Origin of the sequence: Gimesia sp. (assembly GCF_048262075.1) — a bacterium.
Classification (GTDB): Bacteria; Planctomycetota; Planctomycetia; order Planctomycetales; family Planctomycetaceae; genus Gimesia.
This window is the reverse complement of the sequence record NZ_JBLXFK010000011.1, coordinates 46,622-68,327: the sequence shown is the minus strand read 5'-3', so window position 1 is coordinate 68,327 and position 21,706 is coordinate 46,622. Positions and strand designations below refer to the sequence as shown.

General features: G+C 51.3%; 17 protein-coding genes. 7 read left to right on the top strand and 10 right to left on the bottom strand.

The features are described 5' to 3' along the window. The first annotated feature begins 41 nt into the window (after nt 1-41). Nucleotides 42-2,696: an arsenate reductase (azurin) large subunit gene (locus ACN0YH_RS19990; RefSeq protein WP_417381355.1), complete on the top strand. Its 2,655-nt coding sequence runs from the start codon at nt 42-44 to the stop codon at nt 2,694-2,696. Between the two features lie 151 nt (nt 2,697-2,847). Continuing rightward, complete coding sequence (locus ACN0YH_RS19985; protein WP_417381354.1) at nt 2,848-4,383, top strand: sulfatase; 1,536 nt, start codon at nt 2,848-2,850, stop codon at nt 4,381-4,383. Between the two features lie 189 nt (nt 4,384-4,572). On the opposite strand, the gene cysC is transcribed toward ACN0YH_RS19985, so the two are convergent. After that, nucleotides 4,573-5,184, bottom strand: a complete 612-nt coding sequence (gene cysC / locus ACN0YH_RS19980) for an adenylyl-sulfate kinase (protein ID WP_417381353.1) — start codon at nt 5,182-5,184, stop codon at nt 4,573-4,575. 459 nt (nt 5,185-5,643) lie between these two features. Here cysC and hisG point away from each other — a divergent pair, with 459 nt between their 5' ends. Together hisG and ACN0YH_RS19970 are read left to right on the top strand one after the other, a co-directional pair. Continuing rightward, the gene (gene hisG, locus ACN0YH_RS19975; RefSeq protein WP_417381352.1) at nt 5,644-6,522 is read left to right on the top strand and encodes an ATP phosphoribosyltransferase; all 879 of its coding nucleotides are present in this window, start codon (nt 5,644-5,646) and stop codon (nt 6,520-6,522) included. Between the two features lie 53 nt (nt 6,523-6,575). Then, nucleotides 6,576-7,220 carry a hypothetical protein gene (locus tag ACN0YH_RS19970; protein ID WP_417381351.1) on the top strand — a complete coding sequence of 215 codons (645 nt, stop codon included), beginning with the start codon at nt 6,576-6,578 and terminating at the stop codon, nt 7,218-7,220. Here ACN0YH_RS19970 and ACN0YH_RS19965 read toward each other — a convergent pair. From ACN0YH_RS19965 to tadA, 4 genes are all read right to left on the bottom strand, one after another. Then, nucleotides 7,145-8,056 carry a phosphatidate cytidylyltransferase gene (locus ACN0YH_RS19965; protein ID WP_417381350.1) on the bottom strand — a complete coding sequence of 304 codons (912 nt, stop codon included), beginning with the start codon at nt 8,054-8,056 and terminating at the stop codon, nt 7,145-7,147. The two genes, ACN0YH_RS19970 and ACN0YH_RS19965, sit on opposite strands and share 76 nt — an antisense overlap. 6 nt (nt 8,057-8,062) lie before the next feature. Continuing rightward, nucleotides 8,063-8,815: an isoprenyl transferase gene (locus ACN0YH_RS19960; protein WP_417381349.1), complete on the bottom strand. Its 753-nt coding sequence runs from the start codon at nt 8,813-8,815 to the stop codon at nt 8,063-8,065. 239 nt (nt 8,816-9,054) lie between these two features. Beyond that, on the bottom strand, nt 9,055-9,246 hold the full coding sequence (locus ACN0YH_RS19955) for a carbon storage regulator (protein WP_417381348.1): 192 nt from the start codon (nt 9,244-9,246) through the stop codon (nt 9,055-9,057). 308 nt (nt 9,247-9,554) lie between these two features. Further along, a complete protein-coding gene (gene tadA, locus ACN0YH_RS19950; RefSeq protein WP_417381347.1) occupies nt 9,555-10,070 on the bottom strand; it encodes a tRNA adenosine(34) deaminase TadA in 516 nt (171 codons plus the stop codon). Between the two features lie 241 nt (nt 10,071-10,311). Between tadA and ACN0YH_RS19945 the strand changes: the two genes are divergently transcribed. The 3 genes from ACN0YH_RS19945 (at nt 10,312) to ACN0YH_RS19935 (ending at nt 15,149) form a co-directional block, all read left to right on the top strand. After that, the gene (locus tag ACN0YH_RS19945; protein WP_417381346.1) at nt 10,312-11,727 is read left to right on the top strand and encodes a right-handed parallel beta-helix repeat-containing protein; all 1,416 of its coding nucleotides are present in this window, start codon (nt 10,312-10,314) and stop codon (nt 11,725-11,727) included. 205 nt (nt 11,728-11,932) lie between these two features. Then, nucleotides 11,933-13,225 carry a Gfo/Idh/MocA family protein gene (locus ACN0YH_RS19940; RefSeq protein ID WP_417381345.1) on the top strand — a complete coding sequence of 431 codons (1,293 nt, stop codon included), beginning with the start codon at nt 11,933-11,935 and terminating at the stop codon, nt 13,223-13,225. A 397-nt stretch (nt 13,226-13,622) separates the two neighbouring features. Beyond that, nucleotides 13,623-15,149, top strand: a complete 1,527-nt coding sequence (locus tag ACN0YH_RS19935) for a hypothetical protein (RefSeq protein ID WP_417381344.1) — start codon at nt 13,623-13,625, stop codon at nt 15,147-15,149. A 97-nt stretch (nt 15,150-15,246) separates the two neighbouring features. Here ACN0YH_RS19935 and ACN0YH_RS19930 read toward each other — a convergent pair whose 3' ends face one another. The 5 genes from ACN0YH_RS19930 to ACN0YH_RS19910 form a co-directional block, all read right to left on the bottom strand. Continuing rightward, complete coding sequence (locus tag ACN0YH_RS19930) at nt 15,247-15,837, bottom strand: xanthan lyase (protein WP_417381343.1); 591 nt, start codon at nt 15,835-15,837, stop codon at nt 15,247-15,249. Between the two features lie 198 nt (nt 15,838-16,035). After that, complete coding sequence (locus ACN0YH_RS19925) at nt 16,036-17,871, bottom strand: polyprenyl synthetase family protein (RefSeq protein WP_417381342.1); 1,836 nt, start codon at nt 17,869-17,871, stop codon at nt 16,036-16,038. 73 nt (nt 17,872-17,944) lie between these two features. After that, on the bottom strand, nt 17,945-19,801 hold the full coding sequence (locus ACN0YH_RS19920) for a prenyltransferase/squalene oxidase repeat-containing protein (protein ID WP_417381341.1): 1,857 nt from the start codon (nt 19,799-19,801) through the stop codon (nt 17,945-17,947). A 41-nt stretch (nt 19,802-19,842) separates the two neighbouring features. Then, on the bottom strand, nt 19,843-20,883 hold the full coding sequence (locus tag ACN0YH_RS19915; RefSeq protein WP_417381340.1) for an ATP-binding protein: 1,041 nt from the start codon (nt 20,881-20,883) through the stop codon (nt 19,843-19,845). Nucleotides 20,884-20,934: 51 nt separating this feature from the next. Then, nucleotides 20,935-21,387, bottom strand: coding sequence for a glycine cleavage system protein H (locus tag ACN0YH_RS19910; RefSeq protein WP_417381339.1), 453 nt, complete (start codon nt 21,385-21,387; stop codon nt 20,935-20,937). Nucleotides 21,388-21,706 lie beyond the last annotated feature (319 nt).

The following is a 21,706-nucleotide window of genomic DNA, read 5'->3' as shown; positions in this document are numbered from 1 at the left end:
ATGAACAGCACCATCGACAACATTCACTCATCGGAAATCTCATGACAGATTACCAGCAAACGAATGACGCCATCCCCCTGCCCCCGGTTGATGCCAAAGTCAGCACGACCGTCTGTGCATACTGCATTGTCGGCTGTGGATACAAAGTCTACACTTGGCCGCTCGGCAAGGAAGGCAAGCCTCAAGCAAAGGAGAATGCGCTGGGAGTCGATTTTCCGGGTGAGCAGTTTGGGCCCTGGATCAGTCCGAATCAGCATGCGATAGTGCAACTCGACGGTCAAGATCAGCACGTCGCCGTGCTGCCCGACTTCGACGCGACCGTCGTGAATCCCAATGGAAACCACTCGATTCGAGGCGGTGTTCTGGCCAAGAAATGTTATCACCCCTCAGCCCCCACCAAAGATCGGCTGCTGTATCCTCAAATCAGAATTAACGGCAAGCTGCAACGCGTTAGCTGGGATCTGGCACTCGATGTGATGGCCGCCATCAGTCAGCATGTGCTGAAGAAGTATGGGGAATCGGCGTGGGCGATGAAAACGTATTCGTACGAGTTTTTCGAAAACACGTACGCCATCACCAAACTCGCATTCGAAGCCATTCAAACCCCCGCTTATGCTGTGCATGACAAACCAAGTATGGGCAACGATACGGCGGGCCTTGATGACGCCGGCATTAAAACGTTCAGCGCCAGTTATCAGGACTGGTCCGAAGCGGAAGTATTGTTCATTTCAGGAACCGATCCTTACGAATCAAAAACGGTTCTGTTTACCGAATGGATGATGAACCAGGACAACAAAATCATCATGGTCCTGCCGCGACGGACGGCGGGAGTCGCGTATGCGGAAAAAAACGGCGGCCTGTTTCTGCAAATCAATCCCGGCACCGATACACTACTACATCTGGCAATGAATCGGATCATTCTGGAAAACAATTGGGAAGACAAAGAGTTCATCTCGAAATGGATCGCCGACGAATGGGAGATCGACAGCGGTTTTGGACGGGGAACCCGCAATACGCCTTGGCAGTGGAGAACCACCTGGGGCAGCATCGGTGCCTTGTCCTTTGAAAAATATAAGGACTGGTTACTGAACTACGCCCCCGCGGAACTGGAATCGGCAGCCAAAATCACCGGCATCCCGCCAGAGAAAATTCAACAAGCGGCTCAAATGATTTCCGGTGGCGGCGGCAAACGGCCGCGTACCAGCTTCGGTTTCGAAAAAGGGAATTACTGGAGTAACAATTACACCAACACAACCAGCTTCGCTGCACTGGCATTATTATGTGGTGCCGGCAATCGACCGGGCCGCGTCGTCAGTCGTCTGGGAGGACACCAACGTGGCTGGATTGGAGCGGCTTCTTATCCGCGCACCAAATCGCCAGAGAAACTTCCCGGCCGCCGTAGACTCGAACTCGACCTGGACCGCTGGGTCACCGCGGGGCAAGTCCGCTTTGCCTGGGTGATTGGCACCACATGGCTGGGCGCAATGACCGCCAGTCAGGAACTACTGAAGAGGTTTCGTCAACAAACGACGGAGAACCCGCATCAAGTTTCGAGTCGCAATCGTGAAGAAATCATCCAGACGCTCATCGATCGCGTAGACAGTGGCGGGATGGTACTGGTGGATTCCGATATTTATCCGGTCGAACCACTCAATACCGAATTGTCAGACATCGTCCTGCCAGCCGCCCAGTGGGGAGAACATGACGGCGCCCGCTGTAACGGCGAACGGCGTTTGCGTCTGTATTCCCAATTCTGTGATGCGCCCGGAGAAGCCAAACCGGACTGGTGGGCCATCAGCCAGTTCGCACAAAAAATGGGATTCAAAGGCTTTGACTGGAAGGACGCGAATACCGTATTTGAAGAAGCAGCCCGCTTCAGCCGTGGGAACATTCTCGACTATTATCCGCTCGTCTGGAAAGCCAAACAGGAGGGAGTCAAAGGTCATGAAGCACTGCGCGAACTGGGAACGACCGGCATTCAGACGCCGATCCGACTCGAAGAAAACGAATTGGTTGGCACAAGACGCCTGCATGATCCAGAACTCAACCTGGGAACGCCACAAGGACCAACTTCCCATCCTAAATGGTTGACGCATTTCAATACGCACTCGGGCAAAGCACTTTTGATTCAAAGTCCGTGGGAGTTATTCGTAGACTATTACGAACGTATTTCGCCCCAGCGTGATCAGGGTGAATTCTGGTTTACCGTAGGTCGAATTAACGAAACCTGGCAGTCAGGCTTCGATACGTTACGGGAAAAATATCTCACGGATCGCTGGCCTGATGCGTTTGTAGAGATTCATCCGGACGATGCAGGCCCGCTCGGAATTGAGAGCGGTGATTATCTACGATTGTGGAGCGATGACATTCTGGTTCAGCAGAGTGGCTTCCAGCATATTGAACCCAAGAGTTTTTCCTTCACGCAATTAATGAAAGAGGGTCACATTCGCGTTGGCAGCGGAGAAATGAAAGCCGTCGCCATCCTGACAACGGCTGTCAAACCGGGCCTGTTATTTGGCATGTTTCTGTATGGAAAACGAATGGGTAACAGCCTGGTGCATCGCGTGCCCGACCCCATCACACACAGTTATCGCTATAAACTGGGGAAAGCCAACATTGAAAAACAGGGAGCTTCTCCATTTAAAGATGACTTCCAGAAAATGAGTTTTAAACAGCGCGATTATAGCGGCGCCTGAATCAAAATCGGAACGAATGAACGCAAGCCGGAATACGACCACAGCAACCTGACATTGATTGACAATGCTCGTTGCATCGCCGATGATAAGAGGTTGGAAAGTCCGGTTCCGATCTCTCTATTATTTTCTCTTTTGGTGAAGAGTCACTTTCATGCATCGATTTCTTTTCGCGTTCGCAATTCTTTTATTCATTTCCTTCCCTCCAGCCGAAGCAGTACAGGCAGCCGACCAGCGGCCTAATATTCTGTGGATCATCGCCGAAGACATGGGTCCCGAACTCGGCTGTTATGGCACTCCCGAAGTTAAAACGCCGACCCTGGATCAATTGGCAAAAAACGGAATGCTGTTCCAGAACGCATTCACGGTGACTCCCGTCTGCTCTACCAGTCGTTCTTCATTCATGACAGGCATGTATGCGATGGCCATCGATGCGCAAAACCATCGTTCGCACCGTGAGGGCACAAACCCTCTGCCTGAAGGCGTGCGGGTCATTACTGACTGGTTCCGTCCCGCCGGCTATACGACGGCGAATATCAAGAACCTTACCAACGATCGCAAACTGGCAAAGTTCTACAAAGGGACCGGCAAGACAGACTGGAATTTCACATACCCCAAAGGCAAACAACCCTTTGACCTCAAGGACTGGAACGAATTAAAACAGCATCAGCCGTTCTATGCCCAGATCAACTTTTCAGAGACTCATCGAGGCGGTGCCTGGAATACGTCTCACGAACACATCGGTTACCAGGCGGACCCTGCCAAAGTTGAAATTCCGCCTTACTACCCCGATCACGCCGTCACGCGTGGAGTCTGGGCTCAGTATCTGAACGCGGTGATGGCTGTTGATAAGAAGGTCGCATTCATCCTGGATTTACTGAAGCGGGACAAGCTAGAGAAAAACACGATAGTTGTTTTCCTGGGCGATCATGGCCGGGCAATGCCACGCGGTAAACAATGGCCTTATGACAGCGGCCTGCATATTCCCCTCATCATTTACTGGCCCGAAGGCAACGCGGACCTGCCTGCACCTGCACACTATCAGCGGGGTCAAAAAAGTGAGCAGCTGATTTCTTCCATCGATCTGAGTGCCACATCACTGGCGGTCGCCGACATTACCAAGCCTGAACAAATGCAGGGACAAGTCTTTCTGGGCCAACAGGCAGAGCCTCCGCGTGAGTATCTGTTTGGCGGACGCGATCGAGGCGATGAAACCGTATTGCATATCCGTACGGTGCGCGATAAGCAATATCGTTACCTGCGAAACAAGTACCCTGAACGTCCCTTCCTGCAAATCAACCGCTATAAGGAAAAGTCCTACCCGATCATCGGTCTGTTAAGAGATCTGCATCGCAGGGGGGAACTGTCAGGACCACCTCTCAAGCTGATGGCGGAGACTCGACCTGCAGAAGAGCTGTATGATTTAGAAAAGGATCCCTGGGAAACGAATAACCTGGCAGATTCCCCTGACTACCAGAATGTCAAGCAGCGACTGGCCTCAGCCCTGAATACCTGGATGGAGGAAATCGAAGACAAAGGACGCATCCCGGAAGACCCATCCATTCCCGAGTTCTGGGACGAACGTTCGATCCGAGTTTATTCGGATCAGCTCAAGAACCGTCCGCAAGACTGGTTCCTGCGAGACGCGGCTCTGGGGCCTTATAAGATTGAACAGAAAACAGAGGATTAACCGGAATTCGGGGAGGGAAGAAAATTGCTCTCGCTCCCTGCTTGTGCCTAGATTTCTAATCGCATTCGTGTTTTTTCGTGGTAGTAAAAAAAGATCATAGATGGATATGAAAAAACCTCAGCCAGCGTAACATACTGACTGAGGTTTTTAATTTTTCATTGCAACAGCATTTCTGCTGTCGCGGTCGACTTATACGGAGAGATAGCCGTTTGCTTCGAGGTAAGCGACGACTTCGTCAGCTAGTTCATCGATGCCTTTCGCGTCGGAATCCAGAACCAGTTCTGGTTTTTCTGGTGCTTCATAGGGAGCATCGATTCCGGTGAAACCTTTGATTTCGCCAGCGCGGGCTTTTTTGTAGAGCCCTTTAGGATCGCGTTCTTCGCAGGTTTCCAGAGAAGCCTGTACCAGGACTTCGATGAATTCGCCTTCACCCATGATTTCCCGAACCTGATCACGGTCTTCGAGATAAGGGGAAATGAAAGCGGTCATGACCAGAATGCCGGCATCGGTATACAGTTTGGAAACTTCTCCAATGCGACGGATGTTCTCGGTACGGTCTTCGGGAGAGAATCCAAGATTCTTGTTCAAACCCATACGGATGTTATCGCCATCCAGAACAAACGTGTGCTTGCCCATTTCAAACAGTTTGTGATCAACGGTGTTGGCGATCGTACTTTTGCCGGATCCACTGAGACCGGTAAACCACAGAACAGCGCCCTTGTGTCCATTCTGTTTGCAGCGTTCTTCTTTAGTTACACGGTGATCATGCCAGGTCACGTTAGTGGCTTTTTGCTCGGCCATCGAGGAATTTCTCCTTACTCATTAATAAAATATTTTGGAAACGAAATCTATCTTTAAAGCCGGAACAGAGGCTGACTCGTGTGCCTCTGTGGCTATTCGGATTCAAATCCTCGTGGGACTACCGAGACATTCCACGGAATGCACACGGGTTCCAGCAGTGATAATCGGGCTGGAATCGGGTATCCTGAATGCGTATCTGCACGATCCTAGAGAAACTGCACTCTTGATGGAAGCCCACTGATTGGGATTTTCTATGAACATTCTCGTTCCGGGCTACTGGAACTGCGGTTTTTTAGCTGTTAGAGTACGCGCAAGGGATATTTTGCAGGCATAAATCACTCGCCGACTGGTGAGGTTCCACTTGCAACTTGATCCCCGGCTGGTGATGGATCATATACTTAAACTGTTAATACCATACACATTACGCATCAAACCATCGAATTCAGAAAAACAGGAATCATGTCCGACAAGGTCTTAAAACTCGGTATCCCCGCGGGAAGTTTACAGGAATCGACGGCTGAACTCTTCAAACGAGCCGGCTATGTCATCAAATTTTCATCCCGTTCCTACTACCCGACGATTGATGATGACGAAATCGAGTGCCTGCTGATCCGGGCGCAGGAAATGGCCCGCTATGTCGATCAGGGAATCCTCGATGCTGGGATTACCGGTTATGACTGGATTCTGGAAACCAACGCCGACGTACAGGAAATCTGCGAACTGCAGTTCTCTAAAGTCAGCCGCCGACCAGTCCGCTGGGTCCTCTGTGTGCCGGAAGATTCACCCATCCAGTCAGTCAAAGACCTCGAAGGTAAACGCATTGCCACTGAAGTGGTCGGCATGACAGAACGTTACCTGGAAAAGCATGGCGTGAAAGCGACTGTTGAATTTTCCTGGGGCGCGACCGAAGTCAAACCTCCCAAGCTGGCCGACGCGATTGTGGAAGTCACCGAAACCGGTTCTTCACTGCGGGCCAATAACCTGCGGATTGTAGAAGAGCTGATGCAGAGCACGACCCGATTCATCGCCAACAAACAGGCGTTTGAAGATCCCTGGAAGCGCGAGAAGCTGGAGAACATCGCGATGATGCTCGAATCATGCCTGGCTGCAGAAGGTAAAGTCTGCGTGATGATGAATGTGGTCCGCACCGATCTGGAGAAAGTGCTTAATCTGCTCCCCGCATTACAGAAGCCGACTGTTTCTTCACTCTCTGACCCGGACTGGGTCGCTATCAGTACGATCATGGAAGAATCAGTCGTCCGTACGATCGTCCCCAGACTGAAAGCAGCGGGCGCGTGTGGCATCGTGGAATATCAGATTTCCAAAATCATCGACTGAAGTTTGAGCGCAGAGACAGTAAGCAGTCAGCTTTTTACGCTGGGTTGAAATGGATGAAGATCAGTGTCTTAAAACTCGGAGGCAGCCTGTTCGATCTCCCCGATCTGAAAGACAGGATCTCTGAGTTTCTAAGACATTGGCAAGATCGCAGCCCCCTGTTGATTTGCGGAGGAGGCAGCGCTGCCGATCTGGTACGTCACTGGCATGCCGTTCACCAACTGGATGCCACCGAGTCACACTGGCTGGCCATTGCAGCGATGAAATTGAATGAAAGGCTACTGTGCCAGCTACTTGACGAGACCTGTTTGGTCTCCAGTCAGAAAGACGCCGAACAAGCGTGGGAGCAACAGCAGATTCCGATACTCTGCGCGGAACATTACCTGCAAACAACGACCTCGGTGGACTTCGCTCCCTTACCTGCTTCCTGGGATGTAACCAGCGATTCCATCGCGGCCTGGGTGACATTGACCTGGCCGGCGGATGAGCTGATCCTGCTGAAGTCGCTTGATTTACCCGCCGAGTCTACAGTCGCATCATTGGCAGTTGTAGGATCCATCGATCCCTATCTGCCTGTAATCGCAGCTCATCTACCTGCTTTACGCTGGTGCAACCTGCGAACCGATCAACTGCCGGCTTCAGTAACCACAGTCACCAGTGGCAGTAATTTCCAGAGTACAAACGCCACGGGACCGGCATAAAGCGGACTGTCCAGGAGATCGAGCAGGCCACCAAATCCAGGCAGGAGTTCTGCGGAGTCCTTTTTCCCGACATCCCGCTTGATGAGCGATTCACACAGGTCACCCACGAGTCCGACCAGGCCGATGATGGCACCAAACAGGATCGCCCAGAACCAGCTGCTGCCAGTCCAGAGTGGATTAAATAAAGCAGGCGTGAACTGAAACCAGAGCAGAGATCCAAGCGCGGCTCCGAAAATGGCACCGAAACCACCCACCCATGTTTTTCCTGGACTGAGTCGCGGCACCAGTTTTTTCTTCCCCCATAAGCGGCCAAAAGTGTAACCGCCAATATCTCCCATCTTAGCGCTGATAATGAGTGACCCCAAAGCCAGGTAACCGGTCTCGGGTCCCGCCACCCACCGTAGTTCGGCCAGCATTGCCAGTAGAAATCCCAGGTAGGATACAGAGAGAATCTCTGCACCGATGTTTTCCATACTCTGTCCCGGCTCCTGAAAGCGGATTGCGCCTTTCAGAAAGATCAACAGAATGGAAATCGAAAAGCCGACTGACATCAGCGCCAGCGAGCTCTCTTGTGGGCTGCCCGCATCAGTATTGCTGAAATAAGGGAGCCAGGCCAATGTGCAGATCAACAATGAAAGCAGACTGGTAATCGCGTATCCGGGATTCAGCTTGCGTACGGTTAAGAGTTGAGTTAATTCCCAGCAGCCACGAAAGATAATCAGGCAACACAAACCATACAGATAGGGAGCAGAAGTTCCCGCGCGCTGATCCAGATAAAACAGCCCGAACAGGAGTGGAATCAGGATCACGGAAACGAGTAACCGCCAACCCAGCATGCTGTGTTATCCTTTCAAACCACCGAAACGGCGGTCACGGGCGGCAAAGTCACGCAGTGCCTGCCAGTAATCGGCGACTTTGAAGTCAGGCCAGTAAGTTTCGGTCACCCATAACTCGGCATAACTGATCTGCCAGAGCAGAAAATTGCTGACTCGCATTTCTCCCGCAGTGCGTATCACCAGATCAGGGTCAGGCATGCCAGAGGTGTAAAGATGCGCGGAGATCACTTCTTCGTTGATGTCTTCCTGTTTCAGGTTTCCCTGTTCGACATCGGCCACGATTGATTTGACAGCGTCCACAATTTCCGAACGGCTGCCATAGTTCAATGCCAGGCAGAGCTGCATTCCGGTATTCTCCTGGCTCTCGTGAATCGTTTTATCAACCTCAACCAGTACATCCCGGGGCAGATCGCTGCGACGACCGATGGTGGTGAAGCGGATATTCTGTCGCATGATTTCTTCGCGTTCACCGATGACGAATTTTTTCAACAACTGCATCAGCAGATTGAGTTCCAGCGCCGGTCGCTTCCAGTTCTCGCTACTGAGACAATATAGCGTAAGTTGTTCAATTCCCAGCCGTGTGGACTCTTCTACAACGGTGCGCACACTGTTGACGCCCTGGCGATGTCCCTCAATGCGTGGAAATCCACGTCGAGAAGCCCAGCGGCCATTCCCATCCATGATAATCGCGATGTGACGTGGCAGTTGCTGTGACTCCAGCCCCAGCGACTCCCCATCTTGTTTCGATATGGCGGGCACAATCAGCCTCACAGTGAATTAAAATAAAGGAATCGACGTTTCCGTCTGCTGGCAGCTGACTTCACAACCAGCGTGAACAGAACCAGAATCTGTCCATACCTATTGTGAGAAATTTCAGTTTAAACGCCAAGGCTGCGCGGTTGGAAAGCACAGCTTCTTAAGAGAAAGCAAGCGTACCTGACATTCAGGATACACGCTCCAGAGAAAGTACTAATCAGAAAGTCAGCTGAATGAGTAGCTCAGCCACTGATTTCGACGGACTCTAATTCTTCAGAGTGGTCCAGGTACACCGTTTCCTCCCAATAGGCAGGTTCCGCTCCCGGTGTCTCAATGGACAGTTTGACGCGATCCTCACATACTTCAAGTACTTTAACAACGGTATGTTCCCCAATGAGGATACTCTCATTCGTACCACGAGAGATAATATGCATTCGCTCGCCTCAAAGATATTTCAGAATTGAATCTGTGAATTGTGAAAAGTTATTGTGTAGGCCATTCTGACGAACTCGAATCAGAAGGACAAGCTGAAAGTAATCAAAAAATGAAACGATTTTTAAGGAGGTTTCTTTTCTACGAATCTCACTTGACAAATTTCATTTCGTCGTATCTGACAAAAGAGTTACGCTTTATTTTTCTATTCGCATGCTGAAGTAAGACTTGTGCTCATTCCATTTTCTGAATGTCATTCTATCATAAATATTTTGTAAAAAACTTCATGGAAACCTCACAACCAGAATGCTTATTTTTTACCTTCTGCACGTTTGCGACGAAAAAATTCCTGCAGGATGGCGCGGCACTCTTCCTGCATAACACCACTGATGACCGTGCTCTGATGATTCAACCGGGCATCGCTGGTGATCTGAAACAGGGAGTGACAGGCGCCTGCTTTTTCATCGCGGGTTCCATAAATCACAAGTGGAATCCGTGACTGGATAATGGCCCCCGCGCACATGGGACAGGGCTCCAGAGTGACGTATAAAATGCAGTCAGAGAGACGCCAGCTCCCCAATGATTCTGCAGCCTGCGTGATGGCAATCATTTCTGCATGTGCCGTGGGATCGCTCAGCATTTCGCGTTGATTGTGCGCAGCAGCGATGATTCGATCCTGGTAAACAATCACGGCACCGACGGGTACTTCATCTTCTTCAAATGCGGCGCGGGCTTCATCATAGGCAAACCGCATCCAGCGCGTATGCAACTGCAACAGGTCCCGGTCGCCGGGCGAGATTTCGGAATCATCGGGTCGATCAATCATCACAATTTATCTCTGACAGAAAAGGAAGGCTCTCCTGCACAACATAATCCAGAACCGACTGGAAAGAAAGGCGCTGCTGCCAGGTTCCCATCTGAAACCTGTAAAGCCGCACTTTCTCTGCTGAATTCTTTCCACGATTCATGGTGATCCGTTTGTGATTCACCGGTTCACTGGCTTAGAATACAGCTGAGAACTTTCCCTATTTAATTCCCTCCCCTGCTCGACAACAAGGTAATGACACATGCGTGGAACTCTGATCTGTATTTCAACACTGCTGGTTCTCGGTTATCTGATTTACTCTGCTGAGAACAGTAAATCACAAACGAGTCCTGTGCCTGTTGAACCATCGATGGTAACAACGGTGAAATCTTTTGGTGCAACCGGAGATGGTAAAACGGATGACTCTGCCGCACTGCAACGCGCCGTCGATTCCCAAATCGGTCAAATCACATTTCCCAAAGGGGTCTACCGGATCACGAAAACGATTAATATCGATCTAGACCAGTTAGGACCGACTTCTCTCAGTTCGGATGGCACGGCCACGATCATTATGGCAGGTGCAGGCCCTGCATTTCGTTTCATTGGCACACATGAAGGAACTGCCAGTCCTCACACAGTCAAAGAAAACGTCTGGCTGAATCAGCGTTCGCCCCTGGTCGATGGTCTGGAGATTGTCGGCGATCACCCGGAAGCCTGTGGAGTTGAAGCGACCGGCACAATGCAGATCACACTCACACGACTCACCATCCGCCGCACTTTGCATGCAATTCATTTAGTCAAGCGCAACCGAAACGTAATTGTTTCCAACTGTCATATTTATGAGAACCGGGGTGTCGGCGTGTTTTACGACCATGTCAATATTCATCAGTCGAATATTGTAGGATGTCATATCTCGTATAACGCGGGTGGAGGAGTGGTTGTCCGCAAAGGGGACATTCGCAACATTCAGATCGGCACCTGCGACATTGAAGGCAACATGGGAGATAAAGACTCGGAACCGACGGCGAATGTACTGATCGACTCTGAGGGAGCTATGGTGGGTGAGATTGCTATTGTCGGCTGCACGATTCAACACGATCATTTCGCCCCGGGCTCGGCCAATATTCGTATCAATGAAAATGCACGCATCCGCCCCCATTCCCGCGAACACCGTGACGGAAACATTACAATTGCAGATAACGTGCTGTCCGATGTGCAGACTAATATTGAAATCACCAGTGCGCGCGGGGTCACCGTCACGGGAAATACCATGTGGAAAGGTTACACGCATAACATCCGGATACACGACTGCCACAATATTCTGATCTCGAATAATGTACTTGATCGCAGTCCCCGCTATCATTACGCCGACGGCGCAACAGCCCAGGTGGGGATGCTGTTAACGGACTGCGATGGCATCTCTTTAAACGGTAACCTGATTAATGGCACAGGCGAGGAAACCCCAGCGCTGGAAATTCGTGACTCCCGGCGGATGAATATTACCGCTTGTACTATTCTCGATTATTCCACTACGGGACTCTTGTTGAAGGATGTGACCGACAGCCGCGTTTCCGATTGTCTGATCCGTACCGATTTGCCGGGCAGTGAAGATGCACAAGCCATCCATATCATCGGCGGTAAGGATAATCAAATCATGAACAACCTTTATAAAAAATAATCCCTAAAATAGAGTCCCGAGTTCACTAGCCGCGCCCCCCCCTCGTCGCATCAAAATCAGTTGTTCTGTCCGATCTGAATCTGTTTGACTCAGGTCCGGGCGCTGCTATGATAAGCGGTCCCGCGAAAGCACTATCTGGTGAGATTTCTGCTGGAAATTCGCCGGTCATCCATATTATTTATTTCGTCGCTTGAGGAGTTATTTCATGTCTCAGTTGTCACGTCGTCGCTTCCTGAAAAAATCTGTCTTTGGCGGGCTCTTTATGGGGCTGAGTGCCAAAAGCTATCGCTCCACCTTTGCTGCGGTCCCGCCCAGCGAGCGCGTGCGGATTGGCATGATCGGGGTCGGCAACCAGGGTGGCCCGCGGAACAACATGAAGTACTTCCTCAATAATATTGAAGCACTCTGTGACCTGGATCAGAATTACCTGTCGGAAGCAGATTCCTATCTCAAGAAAAATGCCAATAAATCGGCAATGATGACAGATGATTATCGTAGACTGCTCGATTCCAAAGACCTTGATGCCGTCGTTGTGACAGTCCCCGATCAGTGGCACGCCAAGATGACCGTCGAAGCGTGTCGCGCCGGGAAGGACGTCTATTGCGAAAAACCGCTGACGCTCGTTGTGGACGAAGGCCCCGTGATGATTGACGCGGCACGGAAACACAAGCGGGTGGTCCAGACAGGGACGATGCAACGTAGTGGCAAGGAATTTATCCTGGCAACGCAACTGGTGCAGTCAGGTTTACTGGGTAAGATCCACACCGTGAACGTGACACTGCCCGGCCCCAACTGGATCGCACGAGCTGGCAAACCGGTCCCCAACAGTGCGCCTCCTCAGGGCTTTGACTTTGATCGCTGGCTGGGACCGGCACCAGAGCGACCTTACAACAAAAATCAAGTACATTACCTGTTCCGCTTCTTCTGGGATTACAGTGGAGGCCAGCAGACCAACTTTGGTGCCCACCATCTCGACATCGCGCAATGGGGACTCGGAATGGACGAAAGTGGCCCTGTGAGTGCGGAAGGCTCAGCCGTCTTTAATCCCGATGGCTGGTACGAAACACCCGACTCAACCAATATTAAATACACTTATGACAACGGCGTCGTTCTCAATTGTCTACAGGTTCCCGGCACACCGAGTAAAAAACAGGGAACCGAATTCGTCGGAGAGAAAGGCAGCCTGTTCGTCTATCGCGGTGGTATTATCGCCAATCCACCTGAGCTGTTGAAATCGATTGACGTACCAAAGATTGTGAACCGGGATGCGAACATCGCGCACGTCGACAACTTCCTGGACTGCATCAAGACCCGGAAAAAACCAGCCGCCGACATCAGCATCGGACATCGTTCCGCAACCGTGTGTCACCTCGGTAATATTGCCGTGCGGACAGGCAAGAAAATTCAATGGGATCCAAAACAGGAAACGATTGTGGGTGATGCTGACGCCTCCAAATGGCTCTCGAAAGAATACCGTAAACCGTACGAACTGGCATAAGGCTGCTCATGCGGTAACATTCGATCCCACATTGAATCTTGAAGATTTCTCTGCTTCCTGCGAAAGAATGAATCGCGTTTTCAGTACGCAACCATTACGGAGCGTTGCATAGACCGCGGATAACGCAGTGCGGCTGATCTGGTTTGTGAGAAATTGACTGTCGGCGTTCCCTGTCAGCGAAAGGGGTGCTACCCAGTCAGTTTTTTGTCTGCACATTTTAATATTTCTTTTGCCAAGACGAATTCGAATTCAGAGTCATTACCTGGCAACTGATAGAGAAATTTTACCCCAGCCTGAATTTCTTAACTTTCTTCAGTAGCAACTCGATTTTGATTCTGCTTACAATGCAGGAAAGGTTCCTCCCGTTTTCCCACCTGAGCAAGATCGAGTTTTTATCATGAAGATGCGTCTCCTGTTTTTAAAAGCTGCTGCACTCTGTGCTCTGATTCTGACAGCAACTTACATCCATGCAGCTGAGGCTCCGCAAGTCAAAGTCGGCTTCGCTGAACGCGATATCACTCCCGAGATTGGTATGGAACAACCGGGCGGCTATGGCAAATCGTTTCACCGAACGTTCCATGATCCCTGTAAAACGCGAGCGGCTGTTTTTGACAATGGCACGAATGTCGTCGCGGTGGTCAGTCTGGATGCTTTGTTTATCCGGCGTGTGACCGTCGATGAAATTCGCAAACGGGTGGAGGCAAAATGCAAGATTCCTGCCAACTCGATTTTACTGCACGCCACACATTCCCATTCATCAGGTCCCATGGGAATGATTCTGCCCGGTGAATATGATCATGCTTCTGATTTTGTGCAGGAACTGGCCTACAAAAAATCTTCGACTGCGGACAAAGCATATCTGGAAACAGTTGTTGACCAGACCGTCGAAGCGATTTGTGAAGCCTACCAGAAACGAAATGCTTCCGAATGTGGAGCGGGTGTGGGAATTGAAGAACAGGTCGCCTTTAACCGCCGGTTCCTGATGCGAAACGGTTTGACCTTTACACATCCGCGGCCCGGGAATCCGGATATTGTCAAACCCGCAGGTCCCGTCGATCCGGAAGTCGGCGTGATCGGTGTCTGGGATGAACAGGGCCAGCTCAAAGGGTGTCTGGTGAATTTCGTCTGTCACGCGACGACCAACCCAGGCGGTATCTCAGCGAATTACATTTATTATGTCGAACAGGTGATTCGCGGCGTCTTTGGAAAAGATACCGTTGTGGTTTTTCTGGCGGGTGCATCGGGTGATGTGACGCAGGTCGACAACCTTTCAAAATTTCAGCGACGTCCCAGCGAAGAATCATCCCGATTTGTAGGCGGTCGCGTAGGAGCGGAAGCGGTTAAAGTGCTGCTCTCGATGCCGCGCGGTAACTTTGAGACCATCGCCAGTAAAACGAAAATGCTGAAAATCCCCCGTCGTAAGCCCAGCAAGGAACATCTGGAAGAAGCGCTGGAACAGGTGAAAGCAGGACCGGGCAAAGCGGGAGCCACCAACTGGATTTTCGCAAAAGAGACGCTGCTGCTGGAAGCCCGACTGGAAAAAGAGCCCGTGGCCGACGTCGAAGTGCAAGCCGTCCAACTGGGACCAGTCATTTTATTAACCGATCCCGCTGAATTCTTCTGCCAGCTCGGGTTGGATATTAAGGAAGGCAGCCCGTTCCCGATTACGTTCCCGGTCTCTCTGGCCAATGGTTGTGTGGGCTATGTGCCTACCAAAGAAGCATTCGATAAAAACGGAGGCGGTTACGAAACCCGGCTCTCCAGCTACAGTAATCTGGAAATTACTGCCGGCCCGCAGATGGTAGACGCAGCAGTCGAACTCTCCAAACAGTTGACTCCGGATAAATTACGTCAGCGTCCCGCAGCTCCTGCGTTTAATAACAATCCCTGGCAGTATGGGAACCTGCCGCCGCAGGTGGATTAGACTGCGAAATTGTCGATACTGTGTTTTTTGATTACCACGAAAAGCACGAAATTTTTGAATTGATCGCGTGCAACTGACGTAGATGGTTGAGCTGATTTTATTCGCCGACATCGATAAACTGGACGGCGTCGGCAATCACGTATTTCCCGTCGGTACCGTCGTTAGAGATTTTGACCCAGCCCGATTTGCCTTTGTCGAAGCGGAAGGTGCCCAGACTGCGGAACAGTTTGTTGTGTTTGGGGATCTGCTGCTGGTTGATGCGGATTGTTTTTTCGCCGTCGGCGTGGTGAATCGTCACCGGGGTGTTGGTGGATCTACGGATATTGTAACAGTGTGAGAGCCGGACTTCGTAGCGGCCGGTCTTTGGCAAATCGGGTGTAAAGATAACGGCTTTCTCCCCCTTCCCCTTTTTCTGATCGTGCAGATAGCCTAGCCCGACATAAGGGGGCGTGTGCGTGGAATACTGCCAGACGCCGATCAGCTGGGCCTGAGTTTCATCGACGACGATGCCGTTCAACTTCATGGGATCGGGCACGATGAAGGGGACCAGTTCGGGTTTATCGACTTCGCCGGGTGCATGGGTGTTGGCGACCGCGTCGGGGTGGGGTTTGAGTCTGACGGCGGGTTCGCTCGCCTCAATGTGTGAGACGAATATCAGCATGATGGTAAAAATGAGCGTGGGTCTCATGAACTTTCTACTCGTGAGCTTAAACCAAACGTCAACGATCTCACTGTGATATTTCACCTGTACAACGCTCCTGAATGTCTGAGCTCAAGCTCATCAGACTTGGGTCGCAGTTTCTCTCCGTCAGTTTCCTGTTGTCTGCGACAACCCCGAATTGCATTCGGGGCTATCCTGTTTTGAGGTTATTTACCACTGCTCATATCAGGCAGTCGGCATCAGGACCTGGGGTTCCGGCTTGGCTTCGGGGGTTTCTTCGGCCAGGACAGTGTCGCAGAAGAACATCAACAGTTGTTTGAAGTCTTCGTTCTCGACGCTTTCTGCCAGTTCCTCAGCACGAGCCCGCGATTTATCGACCAGGGCTTCGGCTTTGGTGAAGACGTCGCAATCCTGATAGATCTGTCGCAGGCGGCCGATGCGGGCCCCATCGCTGGGATGTCCCTGCAGAATGTCTTTGAGGTCGGCCTTCTGCTGATCATCGGCGGTCTGAAGTGCCAGCGCCAACAGTAGTGTCGGACGCATCGCCAAAGCATCCTGTCCGGAGATCAGCTTATTATTGTCATCTCCCTGCCAGTCTTTCAGGTCATTCAGAATCTGGAAACCGACGCCGATGTGCCGGGAAAAGGAGGAAATCAAGGCTTCATACTGGCCGACTGAACCGGTCATGCGAATGCCGGCGTAGAGGGCGGCTTCGAAAGCCGGGGAAGTTTTGAGAGCATAGATCTGCAACGCGTCGAGTGGAGCCAGTTCGAAGGTTTCGCTCTCCTGCCAAGACATCTCGGCCCCCTGCCCTTCGCAGAGTTTGATATGAGCGGCAGACATTTTCTCGATCAGGTCGGAGGCTGCCTCGGCTCCGATATCAGCCCGGGCTTCATTCAGCAGGCGATAACCAATGCCGATCAGGTAGTCGCCGATGTTGATAGCCATGCCCGTGCCATGCTGACGATGCAGGGTTTCGCGACCGTAACGATACTGGTCATCGTCTTCGATGTCATCGTGAATCAGCGAAGCCTTATGGAAGACTTCAATGGCCATGGCGGCTTTCTGCACGCCCAGCGGATAGACAGTTTCTGCAGCTTCATCTGACTGCTGTGCCTTGATGAGCGCATCGTAAGCGGCCAGTGTGATAAAGGGACGGAACCGTTTTCCGCCATGTTTGAGCCAATCGTAAGAAATGGCTTCGGTCTTACCCAGTGGTGTCCGGGCGGCGGCTTCTGTTTTGGTACGCAGTGGCGGCAGAATCTGATCGAAGTTATCTTCGAAGAGTGAATTCGCAGCCCGCATCGTGGGCAGATAGCTGCGTGTCAGCGGCTGTTCCAGCGGACGGTATTCTTCCAGAACCTCCCAGATCCAGGGTTCATCCATTTTCGTGTTTTTACAGTCACCTGAATGCAGGGGAACCGCGTAGGAAGGTACGCCGGCAATCAATACTTTATCGATTGATTTTTCCAGGACGTTCAGACAGGCCACTCCCAGGATGCCGTCCACGTAACCTCCGACGATAATTTTCAGGACGACCGGCGAGCCTTCGGCAACGAGTACTTTGTAACCCAGTTTTTCAGCTCTGACTTTGTAGTCGGCAATCGAACAGGCGCCGCATTTTTCACAGTCGAGACCAAACTCATCGTATTCCGCGGGACAGCCTTCAGCGTGCTTCAGGCAGTGCGGCAATAACAGGAGCCGGCGTTCGAAAGGAATTGCCAGGAACTGTCGTTTCCAGAAAAAGTTGCCGATCAGAACCATCATGAAGCCCAGAAACTTTTCGGGCTGATTCAGCTGTTCCAGCAATTCGCGAGACCAGGCCTCCAGTGTGGTTTTGTTGAAGGGATTCGAACAGTCGAGCGTCTCGACGAACATCTCCGCTTCGGCTTTCATTTCTTCGCGCAGCGCAGAGGTTTCCGGTACCGCTTTCAGATGGCTGGTACTCTGGCGTTTTCTTTTGACCGGTTTTTTGTCATCGGAAGAGTGTACTTCAGCTTTGCTTGAGCCGGGTACAATTTTATCTTCAGAACTTTCCTGGTCTAAAGGTGCAATGGACACGGAACACTCCTCTATGGTTAGTAACTCAATCGAGCGATCGTTGAATTCAAATTGGTTTGGAAACGGGAGGGATCTATTTTTCCTTAACGCTCATTATACGGTAATCCTCCTCCTCAAGCGACAATCTTAAATTGTCATCCGCAGATTTTTTCAAAACGGTTTCCGCTCGATGCAGGGCTGAAACAGTAAAGACAATTGGATAAAGTTGTTCGAAATACCAGAGTTTGGCAAAGTAAAAGCCAATGGGCGTTGTTTCTGTATAGGTCCCTGCTTCCACCCGCTTCAGCAACCAGTTGAGCCCTTCAGTGACCGCAGGGGCCTCAATATCCAGCATCAACAACGTATCAACGGCAAGTGCCGTCTCCTCCACGCTGGAGGGAGCACCGCTTGCGCCGCCCCAGCCTCCATCAAGATTCTGGACCGACTTCAGAAACAGGATCCCCTGCTCTGCCTGATTAGAATCGCGTTCTGCCCCTCTGGCATAAGCGGCGAGGACCCGCGCAGTTCCGTAAACCGGATTTTCATCATTGTCGATATGCTGATTCCCAAACCAAAGTGGCAGCCAGGAACCGTCAGCGCGCTGGACCGTCGCCAGATACTGAAAACCGCGTCTGACTGCGCGTTCCGCTCGAAGGCGTAAATCGGTCTCTTCAGACTGGGATTCTGTTTTTAACCAGGCTTGCAAGGCCCGAATGACATGGGCCGAGATATCGGCGGCACTCTGATCAAAGGGAAGTGCGCCCCAACCTCGACAGAATGTCGGCCAGCCCCCATTTCTGTTCTGCAGGTCGAGCAGCCAGTTGACACCATTTCGAAGTGCCGACTGTAAATCGTCAGCCTGCTGCGCATCGGGTTCTTCCGGTTGAAGATTCAATAATGCCAGGATCGCACCGGGGGTATCGTCACCATCAGGAACGCCGCCGGGCAAATCGGTCCACGCCCAGCCTCCCGGTTCTGCAGAGGTGTAAGGATGCAGTTCTTTGTATTGCTGTTGCAGTAGCCACTGGCGAATCGGTGTTTTCTCAAACTCCGGAAGTGTTCCCTCCAGCGCATTCACAGACAACGTGGTGGTCCAGGTAGCAAGATTGGTATCTATAGGCCAACTGCCGTCGGGCCTTACCGAGTCGAGCAGAAACTGCAGCCCTTTCTGAACGACGGGGTGATCGGTCAACCCCATGCCTGCAAGACTCATGGTGACAAAGCTGGTCAGTGGTGCTGCTTCGAGAAATCCGCCGTTTGTGGGCTGGATCGAAATCAGTTTTTTCAGGCTGCGTTTGACTGCCAGATTTCGGATGAGTCTCGTGATTGGATTGCGTGGTTTGCGGAAGTGGTGCCTGACCTGTCCAATGGCGATCAGCGCAGGTAATGCATAGCTGACGACTGGAAGACGCACTGTTTTATAGAATCGTGCAGGTAGACAGGCGAGCTCAAACGGCAGCGCAGGAATGGTCTCCCATTTAACGAGCCCCGCGAGTGCGCAATGTGTCAGGATGGGAACCGAGAAGGTTTTGTCTTTTCCGTAGCGAGCCACAACCGCCTCAACACCACCGATCCGATCAATGTACTGCCGGGCATTGACGACATGCGCAACATACTTTTCAGTACTTTTTGTCGCGTGAAAAGCCGCATGGCAGAGCATGGTTGTCGAGATATTGCTGAAGCTTTTGACGGTATCTCCCCAGCCGCCATCGGTATTCTGATGCTCAGCCAGCCAGCGGATCCCATTTTGAATATAGCAGTCAAGAGACGTGTCGTCGGCAGGTCTTTTTCGACGGATCATCTCGAGAGCCATGATGGCCGTTGCTGTGGAAAGTGCTGACGTAGAAAGTTCTCCCGTCCAGTGCCCGGCGTTGTTACGGAAAGACAATAATTCCGCACGTGACCGCTGGTACGCTGCCTGAAGTCGCTGGCAGGAGATGGTCTCAGTCATACAGGTCTCTCTGGTACGGGGTCAGGCTTCTCATCGGGCGTTTATAAATCGAGGGCATCAAGACTATCAATCAGATCGTCCAGCTCATCGCTGGTCTCTTGTGATATCTTTGTACGTTGGGGAATGCCGACTGACATCCCGACGGCATTGCGACCGTCGGCAACGAGTTCAACATCTCTTTCCCTGGCCGCCATCTCGAGCGCGTCGGGGGCACCAAACAGTTTGGAAAGATCAATTTTGAGGCCGGCGACTTCACCATCTGCACCAGCGATACCAGGGGTTTTATGCCCGGGGAAGATAATGGCGTTCTCGGGACAGACACGACTGCAGGCCGGGCAGCCTTTCTTGCAGCTGTCCTGTTCTTCAACCAGAATCTGTCCCCCCTGATCCACGCCATACACGCCAAACAGGCAGAAGTCGATACACTCCATGCAGTTGGTACACAGACCATAATCAATGACCGGGTACCAGCGGCGTTTGGTGGGTTCCAGCTGTGGTGCTTCTTCTTTAACTGCAGTATTGTTTTTCTGTCCCTGGAGGATATCCAGTGGCTTGAGATATTTCTCAATCTGGGCAGGACGCGGGCTCTGCTGGACCATGTCCATCAGTTGAAACGTCTGAACCTGTGCATCACTGGCAATGCGTCTGATTTCTGTCAGATAATCTTCCGGATTGGAACTGACTTTTAAATCGATAGAGTAAATCTTTCGATCGGGAATGCTTTTCAGCCGCTCAGGGTTTTCGAAGGGGGGCGCCTTTTCCTTCTGTGCTTCCTCTTCGTCTTCATCCACTTCTTCTTTGAGCAGGACAAGACCTTCCGTGCCGCGGACCCCCTGGCGATCAAGAATCCAGTGGTTGGCACGGGGATAAAGCCAGGAGAGGATCACCAGATCGCCGCGCAGCGCCTGTAGAAACAGGGTTCCGGTATGATCGGCAGAAAGGTCGTACAGATGGGGAACCAGTGAAACTTCGACATCAGGTTCCATCAGGAGCGCCGCTGCCAGTGATTCTTCCAGCTCACGTTTGGCGGGATTTTTTCCCTGCGCCTGCGAGATCACCACTGTCAATTTTTTATCAGCCATTCCGTAAACCTTTTTCAACATGCAACGCCAGCATTTGTGTGCTGAACCGTTTTAGTTGAGTTGTCCCTTAATAATTCGCTGGGTCTGTTCCCACCCGTCATCTAATACTTGCAGATATTCTGCTGGCGTCAACCATTGCGCATCAGACTCCATTTCAAACAGCCAGCCTTTATCATAATTATCCGCCTGATTGATGGCAGAAGGATCGTTTAATAATTCCTGATTAAATTCCAGAATCCGGCCACTGGCGGGAACATAGAGATCGGACAGCGCTTTCGAGCTTTCGATCTCTCCAATCTTCTGTTTTTCCTGCACATTCGTAAACGGATCGATAAACCAGTCCAGAAAATAGACGTCCTGCAGTAACCGAACCGAGTAGGCAGTAAACCCCACGCGCCAGTGGTCAGCAGTCTGCTGAAACCACAGGTGTGACTTACTATAAACACGGTCCTGAGGAATTCGGGCTTCGAAATTCCCCATCATAAAGACAAGATCGTCAGGCATGATTCAATTTGCTGGGGGTCAGTTTTGCTCTAAACCCAAGGTGAAACGAGAGTTTGTACCAAGATTCAGATAAGGCAGGAATTTTCGCAATATACACTACTTAAATAGTAGAAACAGTTTATTCCCGGGATGCAAGCAGGATTCCGCCACGAATACCGGGAACGATTAATTTTCTGCTGCCCACACCGCAGACTCTGCACTGAACAACAGACGACAGCCTTATTTCACGGATCCAATTTTTGTTGGTCTATGACCAGAGGTTCTCTGTTTATCATAGGCTGAGCAGTGAATCTTCCCTGCAGAAATAACGGTTTTCTAT